Source organism: Burkholderia contaminans (assembly GCF_029633825.1).
GTDB lineage: Bacteria > Pseudomonadota > Gammaproteobacteria > Burkholderiales > Burkholderiaceae > Burkholderia > Burkholderia contaminans.
The window spans coordinates 313,325-330,290 of the sequence record NZ_CP090640.1; the positions used below are offsets into that span (position 1 = coordinate 313,325).

The 16,966-nt window shown below is 69.5% G+C and carries 15 protein-coding genes; 6 read left to right on the forward strand and 9 right to left on the reverse strand.

The window, feature by feature from the left end; genetic code table 11:
• Nucleotides 1–43 precede the first annotated feature (43 nt).
• A complete protein-coding gene (locus tag LXE91_RS01515; protein ID WP_039368220.1) occupies nucleotides 44–1,054 on the forward strand; it encodes a HoxN/HupN/NixA family nickel/cobalt transporter in 1,011 nt (336 codons plus the stop codon).
• Nucleotides 1,055–1,532: 478 nt separating this feature from the next.
• Here the strand turns inward: LXE91_RS01515 and LXE91_RS43645 are convergent, their stop codons facing one another.
• Nucleotides 1,533–2,855 carry a hypothetical protein gene (locus LXE91_RS43645; RefSeq protein ID WP_172625597.1) on the reverse strand — a complete coding sequence of 441 codons (1,323 nt, stop codon included), beginning with the start codon at nucleotides 2,853–2,855 and terminating at the stop codon, nucleotides 1,533–1,535.
• Nucleotides 2,856–2,915: 60 nt separating this feature from the next.
• A complete protein-coding gene (locus LXE91_RS01525; protein WP_039368222.1) occupies nucleotides 2,916–3,761 on the reverse strand; it encodes an aldo/keto reductase in 846 nt (281 codons plus the stop codon).
• A 166-nt stretch (nucleotides 3,762–3,927) separates the two neighbouring features.
• Between LXE91_RS01525 and LXE91_RS01530 the strand changes: the two genes are divergently transcribed.
• Nucleotides 3,928–4,674 carry a GntR family transcriptional regulator gene (locus LXE91_RS01530; RefSeq protein ID WP_011352976.1) on the forward strand — a complete coding sequence of 249 codons (747 nt, stop codon included), beginning with the start codon at nucleotides 3,928–3,930 and terminating at the stop codon, nucleotides 4,672–4,674.
• A gap of 21 nt (nucleotides 4,675–4,695) precedes the next feature.
• On the opposite strand, the gene LXE91_RS01535 is transcribed toward LXE91_RS01530, so the two are convergent.
• The gene (locus tag LXE91_RS01535) at nucleotides 4,696–6,087 is read right to left on the reverse strand and encodes a CoA transferase (RefSeq protein WP_039368224.1); all 1,392 of its coding nucleotides are present in this window, start codon (nucleotides 6,085–6,087) and stop codon (nucleotides 4,696–4,698) included.
• 450 nt (nucleotides 6,088–6,537) lie between these two features.
• Entirely contained in the window at nucleotides 6,538–6,861 is a 324-nt protein-coding gene (locus LXE91_RS01540; RefSeq protein ID WP_039368229.1) for a DUF2917 domain-containing protein, read from the reverse strand.
• A gap of 218 nt (nucleotides 6,862–7,079) precedes the next feature.
• On the opposite strand from LXE91_RS01540, the gene mdtD reads away from it, so the two are divergent.
• Nucleotides 7,080–8,516, forward strand: coding sequence for a multidrug transporter subunit MdtD (mdtD, locus tag LXE91_RS01545; protein WP_039368231.1), 1,437 nt, complete (start codon nucleotides 7,080–7,082; stop codon nucleotides 8,514–8,516).
• A gap of 190 nt (nucleotides 8,517–8,706) precedes the next feature.
• Nucleotides 8,707–9,981, forward strand: a complete 1,275-nt coding sequence (locus LXE91_RS01550) for an EAL domain-containing protein (RefSeq protein WP_039368234.1) — start codon at nucleotides 8,707–8,709, stop codon at nucleotides 9,979–9,981.
• 22 nt (nucleotides 9,982–10,003) lie between these two features.
• On the opposite strand, the gene LXE91_RS01555 is transcribed toward LXE91_RS01550, so the two are convergent.
• The 3 genes from LXE91_RS01555 to LXE91_RS01565 all read right to left on the reverse strand — a co-directional run bounded on the left by LXE91_RS01555 (nucleotide 10,004) and on the right by LXE91_RS01565 (nucleotide 12,270).
• Nucleotides 10,004–10,606, reverse strand: coding sequence for a class I SAM-dependent methyltransferase (locus LXE91_RS01555; RefSeq protein WP_039368236.1), 603 nt, complete (start codon nucleotides 10,604–10,606; stop codon nucleotides 10,004–10,006).
• Nucleotides 10,607–10,706: 100 nt separating this feature from the next.
• On the reverse strand, nucleotides 10,707–11,753 hold the full coding sequence (locus LXE91_RS01560) for a 2-dehydropantoate 2-reductase (protein ID WP_039368239.1): 1,047 nt from the start codon (nucleotides 11,751–11,753) through the stop codon (nucleotides 10,707–10,709).
• On the reverse strand, nucleotides 11,746–12,270 hold the full coding sequence (locus LXE91_RS01565) for an Mpo1 family 2-hydroxy fatty acid dioxygenase (protein ID WP_039368242.1): 525 nt from the start codon (nucleotides 12,268–12,270) through the stop codon (nucleotides 11,746–11,748). Before LXE91_RS01565 ends, LXE91_RS01560 begins: the two co-directional genes overlap by 8 nt.
• Nucleotides 12,271–12,351: 81 nt before the next feature.
• Between LXE91_RS01565 and LXE91_RS01570 the strand changes: the two genes are divergently transcribed.
• A complete protein-coding gene (locus LXE91_RS01570; protein ID WP_039368246.1) occupies nucleotides 12,352–13,059 on the forward strand; it encodes a Crp/Fnr family transcriptional regulator in 708 nt (235 codons plus the stop codon).
• Nucleotides 13,060–13,147: 88 nt separating this feature from the next.
• Nucleotides 13,148–14,359, forward strand: coding sequence for a chromate efflux transporter (gene chrA, locus LXE91_RS01575; RefSeq protein ID WP_039368249.1), 1,212 nt, complete (start codon nucleotides 13,148–13,150; stop codon nucleotides 14,357–14,359).
• A 107-nt stretch (nucleotides 14,360–14,466) separates the two neighbouring features.
• On the opposite strand, the gene sodB is transcribed toward chrA, so the two are convergent.
• Together sodB and xseA are read right to left on the reverse strand one after the other, a co-directional pair.
• A complete protein-coding gene (sodB, locus tag LXE91_RS01580) occupies nucleotides 14,467–15,045 on the reverse strand; it encodes a superoxide dismutase [Fe] (protein ID WP_011352986.1) in 579 nt (192 codons plus the stop codon).
• A gap of 227 nt (nucleotides 15,046–15,272) precedes the next feature.
• A complete protein-coding gene (xseA, locus tag LXE91_RS01585) occupies nucleotides 15,273–16,655 on the reverse strand; it encodes an exodeoxyribonuclease VII large subunit (RefSeq protein ID WP_278068106.1) in 1,383 nt (460 codons plus the stop codon).
• Nucleotides 16,656–16,966: the final 311 nt, after the last annotated feature.

Below are 16,966 nucleotides of genomic sequence, written 5' to 3' on the forward strand. Positions count from 1 at the left end.
GCGTGCCACAATGGATCGCGATTCGTCAGATGGAACCATCCCGATGCCGCTCACCCCTGCCCTGCGCCGCCTGCTGATCCTCTATGCCGGCCTGATCGCCGCGAACGCCGCCGTCTGGCTGTGGGCGCTCGCCGTGTTGCGCGACCATCCGCTGCTGCTCGGCACCGCGGCGATCGCATACGGACTCGGGCTGCGTCATGCGGTCGACGCCGACCACATCGCCGCGATCGACGTTGCAACGCGCAAGCTGATGCAGGAAGGCCAGCGTCCGGTGAGCGTCGGCCTGTTCTTCTCGCTCGGCCATTCGACGATCGTGATCGCCGCGACGCTCGGCATCGCGCTGACCGCGTTCGCACTGCGCGACCGGTTCGACGCATTCCGCGAGATCGGCGGCACGATCGGCACGGCGGTGTCGGCCACCTTCCTGCTCGTGCTCGCGTGCGTAAACCTGGTGATCCTGCGCGACGTGTGGCGGCGCTATCGCGGCACGCACGGGCACGCGCACGATGCCGCGCATGTGCACCGCCCTGCCGGGCTCGTCTCCCGGCTGCTGCGCCCGCTGTTCCGGTTCGTGTCGAAGAGCTGGCACATGTATCCGGTCGGCGTGCTGTTCGGGCTCGGTTTCGATACTGCAACCGAAATCGGCCTGCTCGCGATCGCCGCTGCGCAGGCGAGCCAGGGGCTGCCGGTCTATACGGTCATGCTGTTTCCCGCGCTTTTCACCGCCGGCATGACGCTGATCGACTCGACCGACAACGTGCTGATGATTCACGCGTACGGCTGGGCGATGGACGATCCGCAGCGCAAGCTGCTCTACAACGCGAGCATCACGTTCGTGTCGGCGGCCGTCGCACTGGCGATCGGCGGGATCGAGGCAGCCGGCCTGCTGGCCGACAAGCTGTCGCTGACGGGCCCCGTGCGCGACGCGCTCGACGCGCTCGGCGAACGCTTCGGCTCGATCGGGTATGGCATCGTCGCCCTGTTCCTCGTCTGCTGGATCGCGTCGATCCTGTTCCACCGCTGGCAGCGCGCGGCTGACGCGCCTGCACGCTGAGCCACGCGCGAACGCCCGGACGTTTCATTCCGGAAACAAAATCCCCCCGACGATGCTGCGTGCATGCGTCGCGCGCTCGCACGCGCCTTGCGCGACGGGCACAAGCAGCCGATGGCACGAATCTCGCACATAGGGATTCGCACGGCGGGCCCGCGTGCCGATCCGCGTTCGCGGCTGGCGTCAAGCGCCGGCCCTAAGGCAATCGGTTACCGATAGGATAACGAATCTTTTATGGCTCCCTGCACTACACGTAGCTAGCCGCGCGGCAACGAGGCGTCGCGCGCATGGGGAGGCCATGATGCATAAGACGAAACAACCGTCCCGCCCGGCGGGACGGCGCCCTCGTGCAACCTTGCTGGCCGCGGCCGCGTTTGCGTGCTGCTGCTCGTATGCCGTCGCACAAACCACCACGCCTGATTCCGCGCCCGGCGCGAACGCCGGCGCAGACACCATCATGACGCTGGTCGCCGACGCTACGTCATGCGCGGCCAATCCGGCTGGGTGTGCGGTGCAGGTCTATGCCGGTCATGGTATCGGCGGGAACGGGGCCGGCCCGAGCAGCAGTGGGAGCGGCAGCCCTGGGCCGGCCAACGGTAGTGGCAGCGGCAACGGTAGCGGTGGAAATAACGGCAACGGTGCCGTCGGACCTGCCGGTGTCGGTGGAACGACAGGCGGAACGTCCGGCGGGACGAGCGGCACGGGTCGCGGAGGCAACTCGTCCGGCAACGGTGGTAACGGTAGTTCCGGTGGTAGCGGCACTTCGGGTGGAGGTACTTCGGGTGGAGGTACTTCGGGTGGCGGTACTTCGGGTGGCGGCACTTCGGGTGGCGGCACTTCGGGTGGCGGCACTTCGGGTGGTGGCACTTCGGGTGGTGGCACTTCGGGTGGTGGCACTTCGGGTGGTGGTACTTCCGGTGGCGGCACTTCGGGGGGCGGCACTTCGGGGGGCGGCACTTCCGGTGGCGGAGGCCATGGCGGACACGGAGGCGGTGGCAATGGTGACGGCGGTGGTCACGGCGATGGTGGCGGCCATGGCGACGGCGGTGGCCATGGCGACGGTGGCGGCCATGGCGACGGTGGCGGTCATGGCGACGGTGGCGGTCATGGCGACGGCGGTGGTCACGGCAACGGCGGTGGCCACGGCGACGGTGGCGGCCATGGCGACGGTGGCGGTCATGGCGACGGCGGTGGCCACGGCGACGGTGGCGGTCATGGCGACGGCGGTGGTCACGGCGACGGCGGTGGTCACGGCGACGGCGGTGGCCACGGCGACGGTGGCGGTCATGGCGACGGCGGTGGCCACGGCGACGGTGGCGGTCATGGCGACGGTGGCGGTCATGGCGACGGCGGTGGTCACGGCAACGGCGGTGGCCACGGCGACGGTGGCGGTCATGGCGACGGTGGCGGTCATGGCAACGGTGGCGGTCATGGCGACGGCGGTGGCCACGGCAACGGTGGTGGCCAAGGCAACGGTGGTGGCCATGGCGACGGCGGTGGTCACGGCAACGGCGGTGGCCACGGCGACGGTGGCGGCCATGGCAACGGTGGCGGCCACGGCGACGGTGGCGGCCATGGCGACGGCGGTGGCCATGGCGACGGTGGTGGCCATGGCGACGGTGGTGGCCATGGCGACGGCGGCGGCCACGGCAACGGCGGTGGCCACGGCGACGGTGGCGGCCATGGCAACGGTGGTCAAGGCACTGGCGGTGGCAACGGCGGCTCGGGCAATGGCGGCGGTCACGGCAACGGTGGCTCGGGCAACGGCGAAGGCAACGGTGGCCACGGCAATGGCGGCGGTCACGGCAACGGCGGCTCTTCCGGCGGCAACCACTGACCGGAGACGTTGCCTGGGCGGGTGCCGTCAGAGCATCTCGAGCGCGCGCTTGCTGCGCGGCGGACGGAAGTAAGCGTCAAGCTGCGCGCGCTCGTCATCGCTGAAGACGAAATCGAGCGCGGCCCGGTTGTCGCGCACGTGTTCGAGCCGCGACGCCTTCGGGATCGCGAACACCCCCGGCTGCGCGAGCACCCACGCGAGCGCGACGCGCATCACCGACACACCGCGCTGCCGCGCGATCTCGTCGAGCGGCGAGTGCTTCGGCAGCCGCCCGTGATCCACCGGGCTGTAGGCCATCGCCGGCATCCGGTGGTCGGCAAGCCACGGCAGCAAGTCGAACTCGGGGCCGCGACGCGCGACGTTGTAAAGGATCTGGTTGGTCGCACACGCGCCGCCACCGGCTTCATCGACGAGCTCGGCCATGTCCGCGGTATCGAAGTTGCTGACACCCCAGTGACGGATCTTGCCCGCGCGCTGCAGCGCCTCGAAGCCTTCGACCGTCTCTTCGAGCGGCACCGAGCCGCGCCAGTGCAGCAGGTACAGGTCGAGGCGATCGGTGCTCAGGCGCTTGAGGCTCGCATCGCACGCGGCGACGACACCGCGCCGGCTCGCATGGTGCGGATAGACCTTGCTGACGAGGAACACGTCGTCGCGCAAGCCCGCGAGTGCTTCACCGACCAGTTCCTCGGTCGCGCCGTCACCGTACATCTCGGCCGTATCGACCAGCGTCATCCCGAGCGCGACGCCTTCGCGCAGCGCCGCGATCTCGTCGGCGCGCCGGGCGGGCCGCTCGCCCATTTCCCACGTGCCCAGGCCAAGCTTCGGAATCGTCTCGCCGTCCGGCAGGACGACCGTGGCGATCGTGTCTGTCATGCGTTCCTCGTTGCGGATTCGTGGCCGCGCACCGCGGCCCAGCCATGGAATACGACACATCAGTGTAGTCAATCGGCGCGCCATTCACCTATTGCACGGCAAAAACCGGCTATAACGGCGCCACGTGATGACTTAGAATGGCCGCAATCAGATCGATACCCACTCCATGAAGGCATCCACGGACGACCGCTGGCAGGACCTGCGCCCCGACCCCGACAACGACACGCCGCTCTACCTGCAGCTCGCCCGCAAGCTCGGCGACGCGATCCACGACAACCGCTGGACGGCCGGGGAGGCATTGCCCTCCGAACGCGTGCTGTCCGATGCGCTCGGCGTCTCGCGCATCACCGCGCGCAAGGCGATCGCGCTGCTCGTCGAGCAAGGCCTGATTCGCCGCACGCAGGGCGCCGGCAACTTCATCCAGCCACGCTATGAAGATCCGCTGTCGCGGCTGTCGAGCTTCAGCGAAATGCTCGAGCGCCGCGGCTTCAAGCCGAGCTCGCAATGGCTCGCGCGCGAGATCCAGCCGGCGAACCGCGACGAAGTGATCCAGCTCGGGCTGTCGCCGGCCGCGTCGGTCACGCGCCTGAAGCGCCTGCGTCTCGCCGACGGCATCGTGATGGCCGTCGAGAATTCGACGTTTCCCGCGACGCTGATCCCCGATCCGCAGGCGATCGGCGGCTCGCTGTACAGCTATCTCGAAGCGCGCGGCACGCCGATCGTGCGCGCACTGCAGCATTTCCGCGCCGTCAACGCGACCGACGAGATCGCCGAGCAGATGGGCATCGCGCCGCACGACGCGCTGCTGCTGATCACACGAATCGGCTATACGTCGGACCAGCGCGCGATCGAACTGACCGACACCTACTGCCGCAACGACTACTACGACTTCGTCGTCGAGCTGCGCAAGTAACGCCGGCCGCGCCGCCGGCGCTCACAGCCAGCGCGCGTCATCGGTGCCGAGCGGCACGGGCGGTCGCGCAAGCGACGGCGGCGTCGCCGACAACCGCTCGGCCGGCCGCACCACATCGAGCGTGCCGAACGGCGACGCGATGCGCTCGATCCGGTCGCGCACGTCGGTGCGCGTGAAGTCGGGTGCCTGCAGGCCGTCCGGCACGATGCCGAACGACTGCAGCCAGCGTCCCGTCTGCGCGAGCGACAGCCGTACGTGCCAGCTTCCCCCTTCGCGCGCCCGGCGCGCGAGCGCGATCATCGCACCGAACGCCGCGAGATAACCCGTTGCATGATCGAGCGCCTGGCACGGCAGGTGGCGCGGCCCGTCCGCGTGCGCGGCCTGCTGCTCCTGCCATGCGATCCCGCTCGCCGACTGCACGAGGCTGTCGAAGCCGCGCCGCTGCGCCCACGGCCCCGCATGCCCGTACGCGGATATCGATACGTACACGATGCCGGGCCGCCGCATCGCCAGTGCGTGGGGCGCGAAGCCGCGCGCTGCGAGCGCGCCGGGCCGGTACGACTGCAGGAACACATCCGCATCGTGTGCGAGCGCGTGCAGCGTATCGATGCCCGCCGCGTCGCGCAGGTCGATCCACGCCGAACGCTTGCCGCGCCCGTTGTCGATCACGAGCGGCGCGATGTTCGGCAGGTGCGGGCCGTTGACGAGCAGCGTCTGCGCGCCGTGCGACGCCAGCGTGCGGCCCGCGACCGGCCCGGCGATGATGCGCGTGAGATCGAGCACACGCACACCCGTGAGCGGCTGGCCGGCTTCGCCGCGACCGATCGGCTCGACCGGCGCGTCACCGATCCGCTCGATTTCGAACAGCGGCAGCGACGCGATCGCGCGCGCCTGCTCGAGCGACGCCCACTCGTCAGGTGTTCTGATCAATGCCGCGCACAGCCCGGCGTCGGCCAGCGCGGTATCGAGTGCCGCACCGTCCCGCGCGCGGATCGCCGCGGCAACAGCGTCCCGCTGCGCGCCGCAGCCGAGTACGTCGAGAATTCCGTTCAGGTGATGCGGGAAGTTCGCGTGCAACTGGATCCAGCGGCCGTCGCCCGTCTCGAAGAAGCCCGTCACCGGATGACGCAACTCCGGCGGCGGACCATCGTCCACGCGCAGGTAGCGTTCGCTGCGGAACGCGACGAGCGCGTCGCGCACCGACACGTCGACGGATTGCGCGACGCCCGTGCGAAGGCGGTGGCATTCGGCCGCCGCGAGCCCGGCTGCCGCGATCGTCGCCGCGGCCAGCGTGCCGACGCGGAAGGTCGACGGCAACGTCGTGTCCTGCCCCGTCACGGTCGCACGGGCGAGCGTGCCGGGGTCGCCGCGTGCGAGCCGCCACAGATGCGCCAAAGCGAGTTCGGGTGTCATGGCGGAATGAGCGGTGAGGAAGACAAGATCGAGTCTAGGATCGGCGGCAGTCGCGAGCAATACTGGCTGCACGAATCCGCATGTCATGCACGGTCGCATTCCCTGCGCTCCGGCAGAAGCGGCCGACATCACACCTTCCTGTGCGCGGGAAGCCAGCCGTTCTCCTCCATACCGGCGCGAACCCCTGCACATGTGAACCGTGACCTGCTGCGCTCACTACCGGATCACGCAACCGGGCACCGCTCCCATCACGCGGACCGAGCGTGGCTGCCCGCACGCTGCCGTGCCGACGCGAAACGCTCGCGCGGCGGCGGCGAACGTTCGTTCGACCGGAATGCACCCGAGCCGGACTCGCAGATCACCCAGATCGCCGCATGACCAAACGGCCTGCAGGATCACGCATGCGCTCGAACAATGTCAGGACAGGGAACGAATCCCGCCCCGGGCGCGCTACGTCGGCAGCGATACGGGCGCATGACGCCGGCCGTCTCGCCACGAGACGAGCGGCCTCCACCACGGGTGCGCAGCGCGCGGCGCCGGCACCTCGAGCGGACCGAACGCGAACGTCGCACGCTGCGACCCCGCGCTGACCCATACATGCATGCCGGGCGTCAGCATCAGCGAGGCCCCGGCCCCCAGCCAGTGATCATCCGGCAAGCCCTCGATCGTCGCCCAAACCTCGCCGTCGGCCACCTCCAGCGAGGTGCGATCGACGATCCGCCACCGACCGGCCGGCTCGTCGCCATCGATCACATAAAGTCGCAGTTCGCGCATGGCAGCCTCCTGGTCGCACGGGTCCGATGGCGTCAGTATTTCGGACAGCGGCAGCACACGGACAGATACGGCTGCAGACACTTTTGGCTGAACTGTACTGGTCGATCGACGGGGACGGGCGCCCGCCGGCCGGACTTCGCGCCGCCCTTGCGCCGAACCGGCACGACGCGACGGCTTTCCCTACAATGTCGGCTGTCCCGCGCCACCATCCCGCCCCCATGTTCCAGCGTCCGCCTGCCGCCGCCCCCGGCGAAAAAAACCTCACCGTGATGCTCTGGCTCGTCGCAACGGGCTTCTTCATGCAGACACTCGATGCGACGATCGTGAACACGGCGCTGCCGTCGATGGCCGCGAGCCTTGGCGAATCGCCGCTGCGGATGCAGTCGGTCGTGATCGCGTACTCGCTGACGATGGCGGTGATGATCCCGGTGTCGGGCTGGCTCGCCGATACCTTCGGCACGCGGCGCGTGTTCTTCAGCGCGATCCTGGTGTTCTCGCTCGGCTCGCTGCTGTGCGCGAATGCGCATACGCTCACGCAACTTGTCGCGTTCCGCGTCGTGCAGGGGGTCGGCGGCGCGATGCTGCTGCCGGTCGGACGGCTCGCGGTGCTGCGCACCTTTCCGGCGGAGCGCTACCTGGCCGCGCTGTCGTTCGTCGCGATTCCCGGCCTGATCGGCCCGCTGATCGGGCCGACGCTCGGCGGCTGGCTCGTGAAGATCGCGTCGTGGCACTGGATCTTCCTGATCAACGTGCCGGTCGGCGTCGCGGGCTGCATCGCGACCTTCTATTCGATGCCCGATTCACGCAACCCGGCCGTCGGCCGTTTCGACCTGAAGGGCTACCTGCTGCTGACGATCGGCATGGTCGCGATCTCGCTGTCGCTCGACGGGCTCGCCGATCTCGGGATGCAGCACGCGGCCGTGCTCGTGCTGCTGATCCTGAGCCTCGCGTGCTTCGTCGCGTACGGGCTGTATGCGGTGCGCGCGCCGCAACCGATCTTTTCACTGGAACTGTTCCGGATCCATACCTTCAGCGTCGGGCTGCTCGGCAACCTGTTCGCGCGGATCGGCAGCGGCGCGATGCCGTACCTGATCCCGCTGCTGCTGCAGGTGAGCCTCGGCTACTCGGCCTTCGAGGCCGGGCTGATGATGCTGCCGGTGGCCGCCGCCGGGATGTTCTCGAAGCGGATCATCACGCGCCTGATCACGCAGCACGGCTACCGCAAGGTGCTGCTCGCGAACACGATCATGGTCGGCGTGATGATGGCCAGCTTCGCGCTGATGCGCGACACGGTGCCGGTGTGGGTGAAGGTCGTGCATCTGGCGCTGTTCGGCGGCTTCAACTCGATGCAGTTCACCGCGATGAACACGCTGACGCTGAAGGATCTCGGCACGGGCGGCGCGAGCAGCGGCAACAGCCTGTTCTCGCTGGTGCAGATGCTGTCGATGAGCCTCGGCGTCACGGTCGCGGGCGCGCTGCTCGCGACGTTCACGGGCATGCTGCGCACCGTGACGCCGAGCAACACGCTGCCGGCGTTCCATGCGACGTTCATCTGCGTCGGGATCATCACGGCGGCTTCCGCGTGGATCTTCGCGCAGCTCGCGCCCGAGATCCGCAGTACCGCGCGCAAGACCGACCCGTCCGAGCGCGCGTGATGCGTGGTGCGCGCCGAACCGGGTCGGCGCGCACCATCACGGTGCATCGCAGCCCCGCGATGCGCATCTGATACATCCGCCATGCCCGGCGACGCCACCGCGACGCGCCGCCGCACGGGGTACGATGCCGTGCACGCTTCTTGCTCGCCTATTCTCTAGGTAAACTGGCAGTCTTCCTTCGGCCGACATCATGAGCATGATCGAAATCGATCCCCCCGGCTTTCAGCCGCCCCGCCCCGTCGCGGGCGACGACGGGAACCGGCGCACCGTGCTGTACGGCGGCTACACCGTGTTCAGCGTGTTCCAGCCCGTTTTCTCGGTGTCGCATCGCCGCGCGATCGGCTATCACGCGTCGCTGCGCGCGCACGACGAGGAAAGCCGCCAGGTGGCGTCGCACGAGGTGTTCACGCAGGCGGCGCGGCGCGGCGACCTGCTCGAGCTCGGCCGGCTCGCCGAATCGCTGCATCTCGGCAACTTCCACGCATTCGACAGCCATGACGAATGGCTCTTCCTGAGCCTGCATCCGGCCGCGCTGATGGATACCGTCTACAGCGACGCGATGCTCGCGAACCTGAAGGCGCTCGGGCTGCCGCCGCATCGCGTGGTGCTAGAGGTGCCCGAACAGGCAGGCGGCGAAACGCCGCGCTACGCGGCGATCGTCGACGGGCTGCGCAAGGCCGGCTTCCTGATCGCGCTGGTCGGATTCGGCGCGAAGCATTCGAACATCGACCGCGTGTGGCACCTGCATCCCGACATCGTCACGCTCGACCGCGGCATCCTCGCGCAGGCGAGCGAGCACTCACATCTCGAACGCGTGCTGCCGGGGCTCGTGTCGCTGCTGCACGAATCCGGGCAACTCGTGCTGATGGGCGGGCTCGCGACCGAGCGCGACGCGCTGATCGCACTGGAGTGCGACGTCGATTTCGTGCAGGGCCAGTACTTCGCGGGGCCGAGCGTCGAACCGGTGCAGCCGCAGGCCGCCGCGGGCTGCATGGACACACTGTCGGCCGCGTTGCGGCTGCGCGTCGCGGAACGCGAGCGCACGCAGGCGGAACGGCTCGCACCGTACGTCGCGGCGCTCGAGGAAGCAAGCCGCAAGCTCGGCGCAGGCGAGCCGCTCACCGACGCGGCGGCCGTCGTGCTCGGGCTGCCCGAGACCGCGCGCTGCTTCCTGCTCGACGCATCGGGTCGCCAGATCGGCGACAACGTGCTCGCACGCGGCAGCGTCTCGCAGCGCGCCAAGCGCTTCCGGCCGCTGCTGCACTCCGAAGGCGCGAGCTGGGAACGTCGCCCGTACTTCATCGACGCGATGCGCGCACCGGGCCGTGTGCACCTGACGGCGCCCTACCTGTCGATCAACGAGGCGCACCTGTGCGTGACCGCATCGATCGCCGCGCCGGTCGCGACCGGCATGCAGGTACTTTGCGTCGACATCAACTGGGAAGCGGCACTCAACCGCGAATGAGCGCGCCGCCGCGCCGCCCTGCTCAGGCCGCGGCGGTCTTGCGTACGATCAGCCGGTGCACACGCTTGCCGGACGATGCGCTGACGACTTCGTGCTCATCGATCACCTGCGTGCCGGCGCCGAGCGCCGCCCGCATCCGCGCCGAATCGAGCGGCGTGTAGAGGCGGCCGCGCTCGTCGCGCAACGCGCCGTTTCCGGCCACCCGCCAGCTCATGTACAACGTGCCGCCCGGCATCAGCAGATCGGCCAGCCGCGTGGCGGCGGCCGCCGCTTCCGCCTGTTCGAGATGCATGACGACCGTTTCGCACAGCACGTTGCGAAACGCGCCGGACGGCACGCCGGCCAGCGCCGGCAGCGCGGCCAGCTCGAAGGTGAGGTCCGGATGGTGGCGCCGCGCCTCGTCGAGCAGCGCGGCGCTCGCGTCGTAGCCGCGCACGTCGAAGCCGCGCGACGCGAGCCAGGCCGTATCGCGTCCGGCCCCGCAGCCGACGTCCGCAGTCGGCCCCGGCAAGAAATGCTGCTCCAGCAGCGCGTACATGTCGTCGGGCGCAGCCTGGTCGAGCCAGTCCTGCGCGTATTGCGCGGCATGGGCGTCGTAGGCATCGAGAGTCGGGCGATCCACCATGGTGACGGCTCCGTAAAGGCGTCGCATGACGCACTCCGCATCTTAGCCGTTGCACACTCCGTTCGGCATCGCGCACGGCCACGCGGCGAGTCGTGCAGCCCTACGCAGCCCGCACGTTGCCCGTATGCGGCGCCTGCGCGGTCAGCTCGGCCCACAGCGCATCGCCGCGCCAGGCCGGACGCGCCGCCGCACGTTCCGCGTCATGCACGAGCGCGCAGAGTCGCGCATTGACGGGCGCCTGCCCGCCGAAGTGGGCGGCCAGCCGCACGACCTCGCCGTTGATCCACTCGACTTCCGTCGCCCGCCCCGACGCAAGATCGTCGGACATCGACGAACGCGCGAGCGGATCGATCGCGAGCATCCGGCCGCCAAGCACGCGAAACGCCGGATCGGGCAAGTCGAGCACGGCCGGGAGCCACCCGGCCGGCAACGGCGTCAGCCGCGCGGGCCGGATCGCGGCCCGCGCCAGCCAGTGCAGCGCTTCGCGCTGCGCAAGCGCGACGCAGCGCCGGTACGCACGTTGCGCGAGTTCGTCGCGCAGCGGCAGGTTCGCGAGCGCGTTGACCGCGTTGTTCAGGTTGAGCAGCAGCTTCGCCCATTGCACGGCCCGCATGTCGCGATGCAGCGCGAGCGGCAGCCCGGCACGCGCGAATGCGCCGGCGAACGGCGTCAGCGCGGGGGAGGCTTCGGCCGCCAGCGCACCGGCCGAGCCCTGGTGAAACGCACCGGGCTCGCGCTCGATCACGTTGAACGGCACCATGCCGGCCAGCACGGTGGCTTGCGGCAGCGCTTCGCGCAGCACGTCGGCGTTATGCAGGCCGTTCTGGAAGCTGATCACGACCGTGCCATGCCGCAGCACGCCGGCAAGCTGCGCCGCGGCCTCACGCGTCGCGGCCGATTTGACCGCCACGAGCACGAGCCGCGCGGTCGCCGCAGCCGCCGGATCGGTCTCGAACACGACATCGGCCGGCGCGAGGGTCGCGCGATAGCCGCGCTGGTCGGTCAGCGTCAGCCCGTGCCGAAGAATCGCGTCGCCGATCCGTGCACGGCCGACGAGCGTCACATCCGCGCCAGCCGCCGCCAGACGTCCGCCGAGATAGCAGCCGACGGCACCCGCGCCGAACACACAGGCCGGTGCGTCAGACATGCGAATGCGCGCCGCCGTGCACGGGCCCGGCCCGACGCTCGACTTCGCGGCGCACGTCGCCGCGCAGCCCCGCGAAGAACGCGACCTCGGCGACGACGAACAGCGGCCCGACCATCAGGCCGACCAGATCGTCGACGAACGCGGGCTTGCGCCCCTCGAACCAGTGCCCGACGAACTGCACGATCCAGCCGACGACGAACGCGCCGACGCCGACTGCGAGCCATTGCACAGTCGGCAGCAACGCGAGCGCCTGGGCGGCCCACAGGCCGAGCGCGAACAGCGCGGTCATCATGATCCCGAACCGCAGGTCGAGGCGCAGATAGAACACCGCGAACGCGACGGCCATCAGCAGCGCCGGCGACAGCGCGACGCCGGCCAGCATCCCGAGCGCCGGCCGCGACAACAGCACCTCGACCGCGAACACGATCATCGGAATGCCGACCAGATGCGTCGCGATGTTGCGCGCGTCGCGGTGGTAGGCCGCATACTGGGCAAGATGGTCTTCGAGCGTTTTCATCGCGTCTCCTGGTCCATGGTTGAGCGCTATGATGCGCGTCACGCCCGAGAACCTCTGTCAGCTACCCGACATCGCGCGCCCATGCCCTCTCCGCTTGCCCCGTACCTGCCGCAGATCGAAGCGAACCCGTGGTTCGCCGCGCTGCCGCCCGCGTTGCGCGCGGACCTGCTCGCCCGCGCGGCGCTGCGCCGGCTGCCGGCCGGCCATGCGTTGTTCCGGCGCGGCGACCCGCCATGCGGGCTGTACGCGGTACTGGCCGGTTCACTCACGATAGGTGCGGTCGACCCGCAGGGCAAGGAAGCGCTGCTGACGGTGGCCGAGCCCGTCACCTGGTTCGGCGAAATCGCGCTGTTCGACGGCCAGCCGCGCACGCACGACGCGATCGCACTCGACGACGCGCTGCTGCTGCACGTGCCGCAGGCCGCGCTGCTCGCGATCCTCGACGCGACGCCGCAATACTGGCGGCAATTCGCGCTGCTGATGGCGCAGAAGCTGCGCCTGAGCTTCCTGACCGTCGAATCGATGAGCGTGATGCCGGCCGCGCAGCGGCTCGCCGCCCGCCTGCTGATGATCGCCGACGGCTACGGCGGAATCAGCGCCGGGCGCACCCGCATCCGGCTGTCGCAGGAAAAGCTCGCGGCGATGCTGTCGCTGACGCGGCAGACCACCAACCAGTTGCTGAAGGCGCTGCAGGCCGACGGCGTCGTGCGGCTGCACGTGGGCGAAATCGAGCTCGTCGACGTCGATGCGCTGCGGCGGGCGAGCGGGTTGCCCGACGGCATGCGCTGAGTTTCGGCACCACCGCAGCGCGGCCTCCCCGCCGTTACCGCGTTGCGCTATCGTGGCGGCTCGTCCGTTCATCTCTGTCCGCACCGCCTTGAGCACGTCAACCGCCTCCGCCCCTTCCCGCCATCCGTGGCCCGTGTTCATCGCGTTCCTGCGGCTCGGCCTGACGTCGTTCGGCGGCCCGGTCGCGCATCTCGGCTACTTCCGCACCGAATTCGTCACGCGGCGCGGCTGGCTCACCGAGCGCACGTACGCGGATCTCGTCGGGCTGTGCCAGTTCCTGCCGGGACCCGCGAGCAGCCAGGTCGGGATGGCGATCGGCCTCGCGCGCGCCGGCTACGCGGGCATGTTCGCGGCGTGGCTCGGCTTCACGCTGCCGTCGGCGCTGCTGATGACGCTGTTCGCGCTCGGCGTGCACGCAACGGGCGCGCCGATCGAAGCCGGTGCGCTGCACGGGCTGCGCATCGTGTCGGTCGCCGTGATCGCGCAAGCCGTGTGGGGCATGGCGCGCACGCTGTGCCCGGATGCGCGCCGCGTCACGCTGATGGCCGCGGCCGCCTGCGTTGTGCTGCTCGCACCGGCCGCGTGGACCCAGGTTGCAGTGATCGTCGCCGCCGGGCTGGCCGGCCTCGTGCTGCTGCCGCAGCCGACGCGTGGCGCGCATGATCCGCTGCCGCTGCACGTGTCGCCTCGCGCGGGCGTGCTGTGGCTCGCGCTGTTCGCGGCGCTCCTCGTCGTCCTGCCGTTTGCGACCCGCACGCTGCGCTCCGATACGCTTGCCGTCGTCGATGCGTTCTTCCGGACGGGCGCGCTCGTGTTCGGCGGCGGACACGTGGTGCTGCCGCTGCTGCAGGCGGCCGTGGTTGCGCCCGGCTGGGTCGGCGATGCGGCGTTCCTGGCCGGATACGGCGTCGCGCAGGCCGTGCCGGGGCCGCTGTTCACGTTCTCGGCGTTCCTCGGCGCGTCGTTGCGCACCGCGCCGAACGGCTGGCTCGGCAGCACGATCGCGCTGGTGTCGATCTTCGCGCCGTCGTTCCTGCTGGTGGCCGGCACCGCGCCGTTCTGGGAACAGCTGCGCCGCAGCACGCGCATGCAGGCCGCGCTCGCGGGCGTGAACGCGGCCGTCGTCGGGCTGCTGGTCGCCGCGCTCTATCACCCGGTCTGGACCGATACGATCGTGGCGCCGCGCGATCTGGCCGCCGCGCTCGTCGCGTTCGTTGCACTGGTGTTCTGGCGCGTGCCGCCGTGGGCCGTCGTGATCGCGAGCGCCGCGCTCGGCTGGGGGCTCGGCGTCCTGGCCTGACCGGCGATACGCGCAGCACGTTCCACCTCGACAGAAAACAAAAAGCCCTCGTTTCGAGGGCTTTTTGCTGGGTGCCGCGCGCCGTAGCGGCGCGCAGGCGCCGGACCTTACGCGAAGTTCTTCGCTGCGAAGTCCCAGTTCACGATGTTCCAGAACGCTTCGACGAACTTCGGACGTGCGTTGCGGTAGTCGATGTAGTACGCGTGTTCCCACACGTCGATCGTCAGCAGTGCCTTGTCGGCGGTCGTCAGCGGCGTTGCCGCGTTGCTCGTCGACACGATGTCGAGCGAACCGTCAGCCTTCTTCACGAGCCATGCCCAGCCCGAGCCGAACGTGCCGACTGCAGCCTTCGTGAACGCTTCCTTGAATGCGTCGTACGAACCCCACTTCGCGTTGATCGCGTCGCCCAGTGCGCCCGTCGGTGCGCCGCCGCCGTTCGGCGACAGGCTGTTCCAGAAGAACGTGTGGTTCCAGATTTGCGCGGCGTTGTTGAAGATGCCGCCCGACGACTTCTTCACGATCTCTTCCAGCGACAGGTTTTCGAATTCCGTGCCCGGGATCAGATTGTTCAGGTTCGTCACATAAGCCTGATGGTGCTTGCCGTAGTGGTACTGGATCGTCTCGAGCGAGATGGTCGGCGCGAGTGCGTCTTCAGCGTACGGGAGCGGCGGGAGCGTATGAGCCATGGCGATTCCTTCGTTGAGTATGTAGGGAGGCTGTGTTGGATGCTGCCGAGCGTCCGATTGTAGGCGAGGACGAATAACCCCGCAAACTCACGGGCCATTTATCCGCGGTATGCGGAAAAGCGATGTTTGCGCATCGTCCGGTAGGACGAACCCGACGATGAGCAGCATCCGTTCCCGTGCACGATGCGTCCGTTGCCGCAACCTTCGCGCCGCTTGCACCCGTTACGTCAGATCGTATCCGTCAGCCGCGGCTGCACGTCGGCGATCGACACGTCGGCCGAGCCTTCCGCGAGATGCACGGTCAGCCGGCGCTGCGGCTTCAGCGCGTTCGGCGTGCGCACCGCACGGCCCGTCTGCGCATCGATCAGCGCCGCATAGCCGCGCTCGAGCGTGCGCTGCGGGCTCAGCACCTCGAGCCGTGCCGCACAGGCTGACACGCGAGCCGTGTCGCGTTCGTGACGGCGCTGCAAGGCCTGCGCAAGACGCTGCGACAGCCCCGCGAGCGCCCGGCGCGCCTGCGACGGATCGGGGCGCGCGCGCTGCCAGCGCAGCTGAGCGAGCGCGAACCGCGCGCGCGCGTCGCGCACCGGCCGCGACGCCGCCGACGCAAGCCGCACCGCGAGCTGCTCGACGTGCGTGCGCTGCCGCTGCAGCCGCTCGGCCGGGCTCACCAGCCGGCGCGCGAGCCAGTCGAGCTGCTGCGCGCGCTGTTCGAGCCGGCGCTCCATGCCGCGCGCGAGCGCGCGCTGGCGCTCGCCGACCTCGCGCAGCAGCAAAGCGCGCTGCGGGCTCGCCAGCTCGGCGGCGCCGGTCGGCGTCGGCGCGCGCACGTCGGCCGCGAAGTCCGCGATCGTGAAATCGGTTTCGTGCCCGACGCCGCTGACGACCGGCAGTTCGCTCGCCGCGATCGCGCGCGCCAGCGCCTCGTCGTTGAACGACCACAGATCCTCGATCGACCCGCCGCCGCGACAGACCAGCAACACGTCGACCTCGCGGCGCGCATTCGCGGTCTCGACGGCCGCGACGAGCTTTTCGGCGGAACCGGCGCCCTGCACGGGCGCCGGATAGACGATCACCGGAATGTGCGGCGCGCGGCGGGCGAGCGTGGTCAGCACGTCGCGCAGCGCCGCCGCCTGCAGCGACGTGACGATGCCGATCGCGCGCGGGTGGGCCGGCAGCGGCCGCTTGCGCTCGGGCGCGAACAGTCCCTCGCTCTCGAGCTGCGCCTTCAGCCGCAGGAACGCCTCGTACAGGCGCCCCTGCCCGGTGCGCCGCACGGCCTCCACATTGAGCTGCACTTCGCCGCGCGGCTCGTACATCGTGACGACCGCGCGCACCTCGATCCGGTCACCTTCGCGCGGCGTGAACTCCGCGTATTGCGCGCGGCCGCGGAACATCACGCAGCGCATCTGCGCCTGCTGGTCCTTGATCGAGAAATACCAGTGGCCGCTCGCGGCGCGCGTGAAATTCGACACTTCGCCCGAAATCCACAGCAGCGGAAACGAGCGCTCGAGCATCGTCGAAATTGCGCGATTGAGCGCTGAAACGGGAATCACTTCGTCGCCGCCGCGGGTCGCGCCCGGTGCGGCAAATGGGGAGTCGGAAGGCATGGACGGTCGGATGAATGCTGGCGGCGACACGATAGTCCGACACGCGCGCGACGTCCAGCGCCGGCCGCATGTACCGTGACGTTCGGAAGGTGTCCACACTTTGGCAATCATCGGCCTGAAACGCGGGAAAACCGCTGCAAAACCCAGACAATTCGCTCCAACACATTGATTTTTATATATTTTTAAATCTTTCTGAATGATTCTCATCCGATTCGAAGCCCACCCGGCGGGCGTTTGACGTCATCGAACGAGGAGTTTTTCACAGAGTTATCCACAAGCCCCCACGATCCGGCCCCGCAGGCTGCGGCGGC

Excerpts from the sequence above, each read along its gene's own strand:
- LXE91_RS01525 (WP_039368222.1), bottom strand. The coding sequence starts at position 3,761 with ATGACAGACACGATCGCCACGGTCGTCCTGCCGGACGGCGAGACGATT.
- LXE91_RS01555 (WP_039368236.1), bottom strand. The coding sequence starts at position 10,606 with ATGGTGGATCGCCCGACTCTCGATGCCTACGACGCCCATGCCGCGCAA.
- LXE91_RS01560 (WP_039368239.1), bottom strand. The coding sequence starts at position 11,753 with ATGTCTGACGCACCGGCCTGTGTGTTCGGCGCGGGTGCCGTCGGCTGC.
- LXE91_RS01550 (WP_039368234.1), top strand. The coding sequence starts at position 8,707 with ATGAGCATGATCGAAATCGATCCCCCCGGCTTTCAGCCGCCCCGCCCC.
- mdtD (WP_039368231.1), top strand. The coding sequence starts at position 7,080 with ATGTTCCAGCGTCCGCCTGCCGCCGCCCCCGGCGAAAAAAACCTCACC.
- sodB (WP_011352986.1), bottom strand. The coding sequence starts at position 15,045 with ATGGCTCATACGCTCCCGCCGCTCCCGTACGCTGAAGACGCACTCGCG.
- LXE91_RS01530 (WP_011352976.1), top strand. The coding sequence starts at position 3,928 with ATGAAGGCATCCACGGACGACCGCTGGCAGGACCTGCGCCCCGACCCC.
- xseA (WP_278068106.1), bottom strand. The coding sequence starts at position 16,655 with ATGCCTTCCGACTCCCCATTTGCCGCACCGGGCGCGACCCGCGGCGGC.
- LXE91_RS01540 (WP_039368229.1), bottom strand. The coding sequence starts at position 6,861 with ATGCGCGAACTGCGACTTTATGTGATCGATGGCGACGAGCCGGCCGGT.
- LXE91_RS01535 (WP_039368224.1), bottom strand. The coding sequence starts at position 6,087 with ATGACACCCGAACTCGCTTTGGCGCATCTGTGGCGGCTCGCACGCGGC.
- LXE91_RS01570 (WP_039368246.1), top strand. The coding sequence starts at position 12,352 with ATGCCCTCTCCGCTTGCCCCGTACCTGCCGCAGATCGAAGCGAACCCG.
- LXE91_RS01515 (WP_039368220.1), top strand. The coding sequence starts at position 44 with ATGCCGCTCACCCCTGCCCTGCGCCGCCTGCTGATCCTCTATGCCGGC.
- LXE91_RS01565 (WP_039368242.1), bottom strand. The coding sequence starts at position 12,270 with ATGAAAACGCTCGAAGACCATCTTGCCCAGTATGCGGCCTACCACCGC.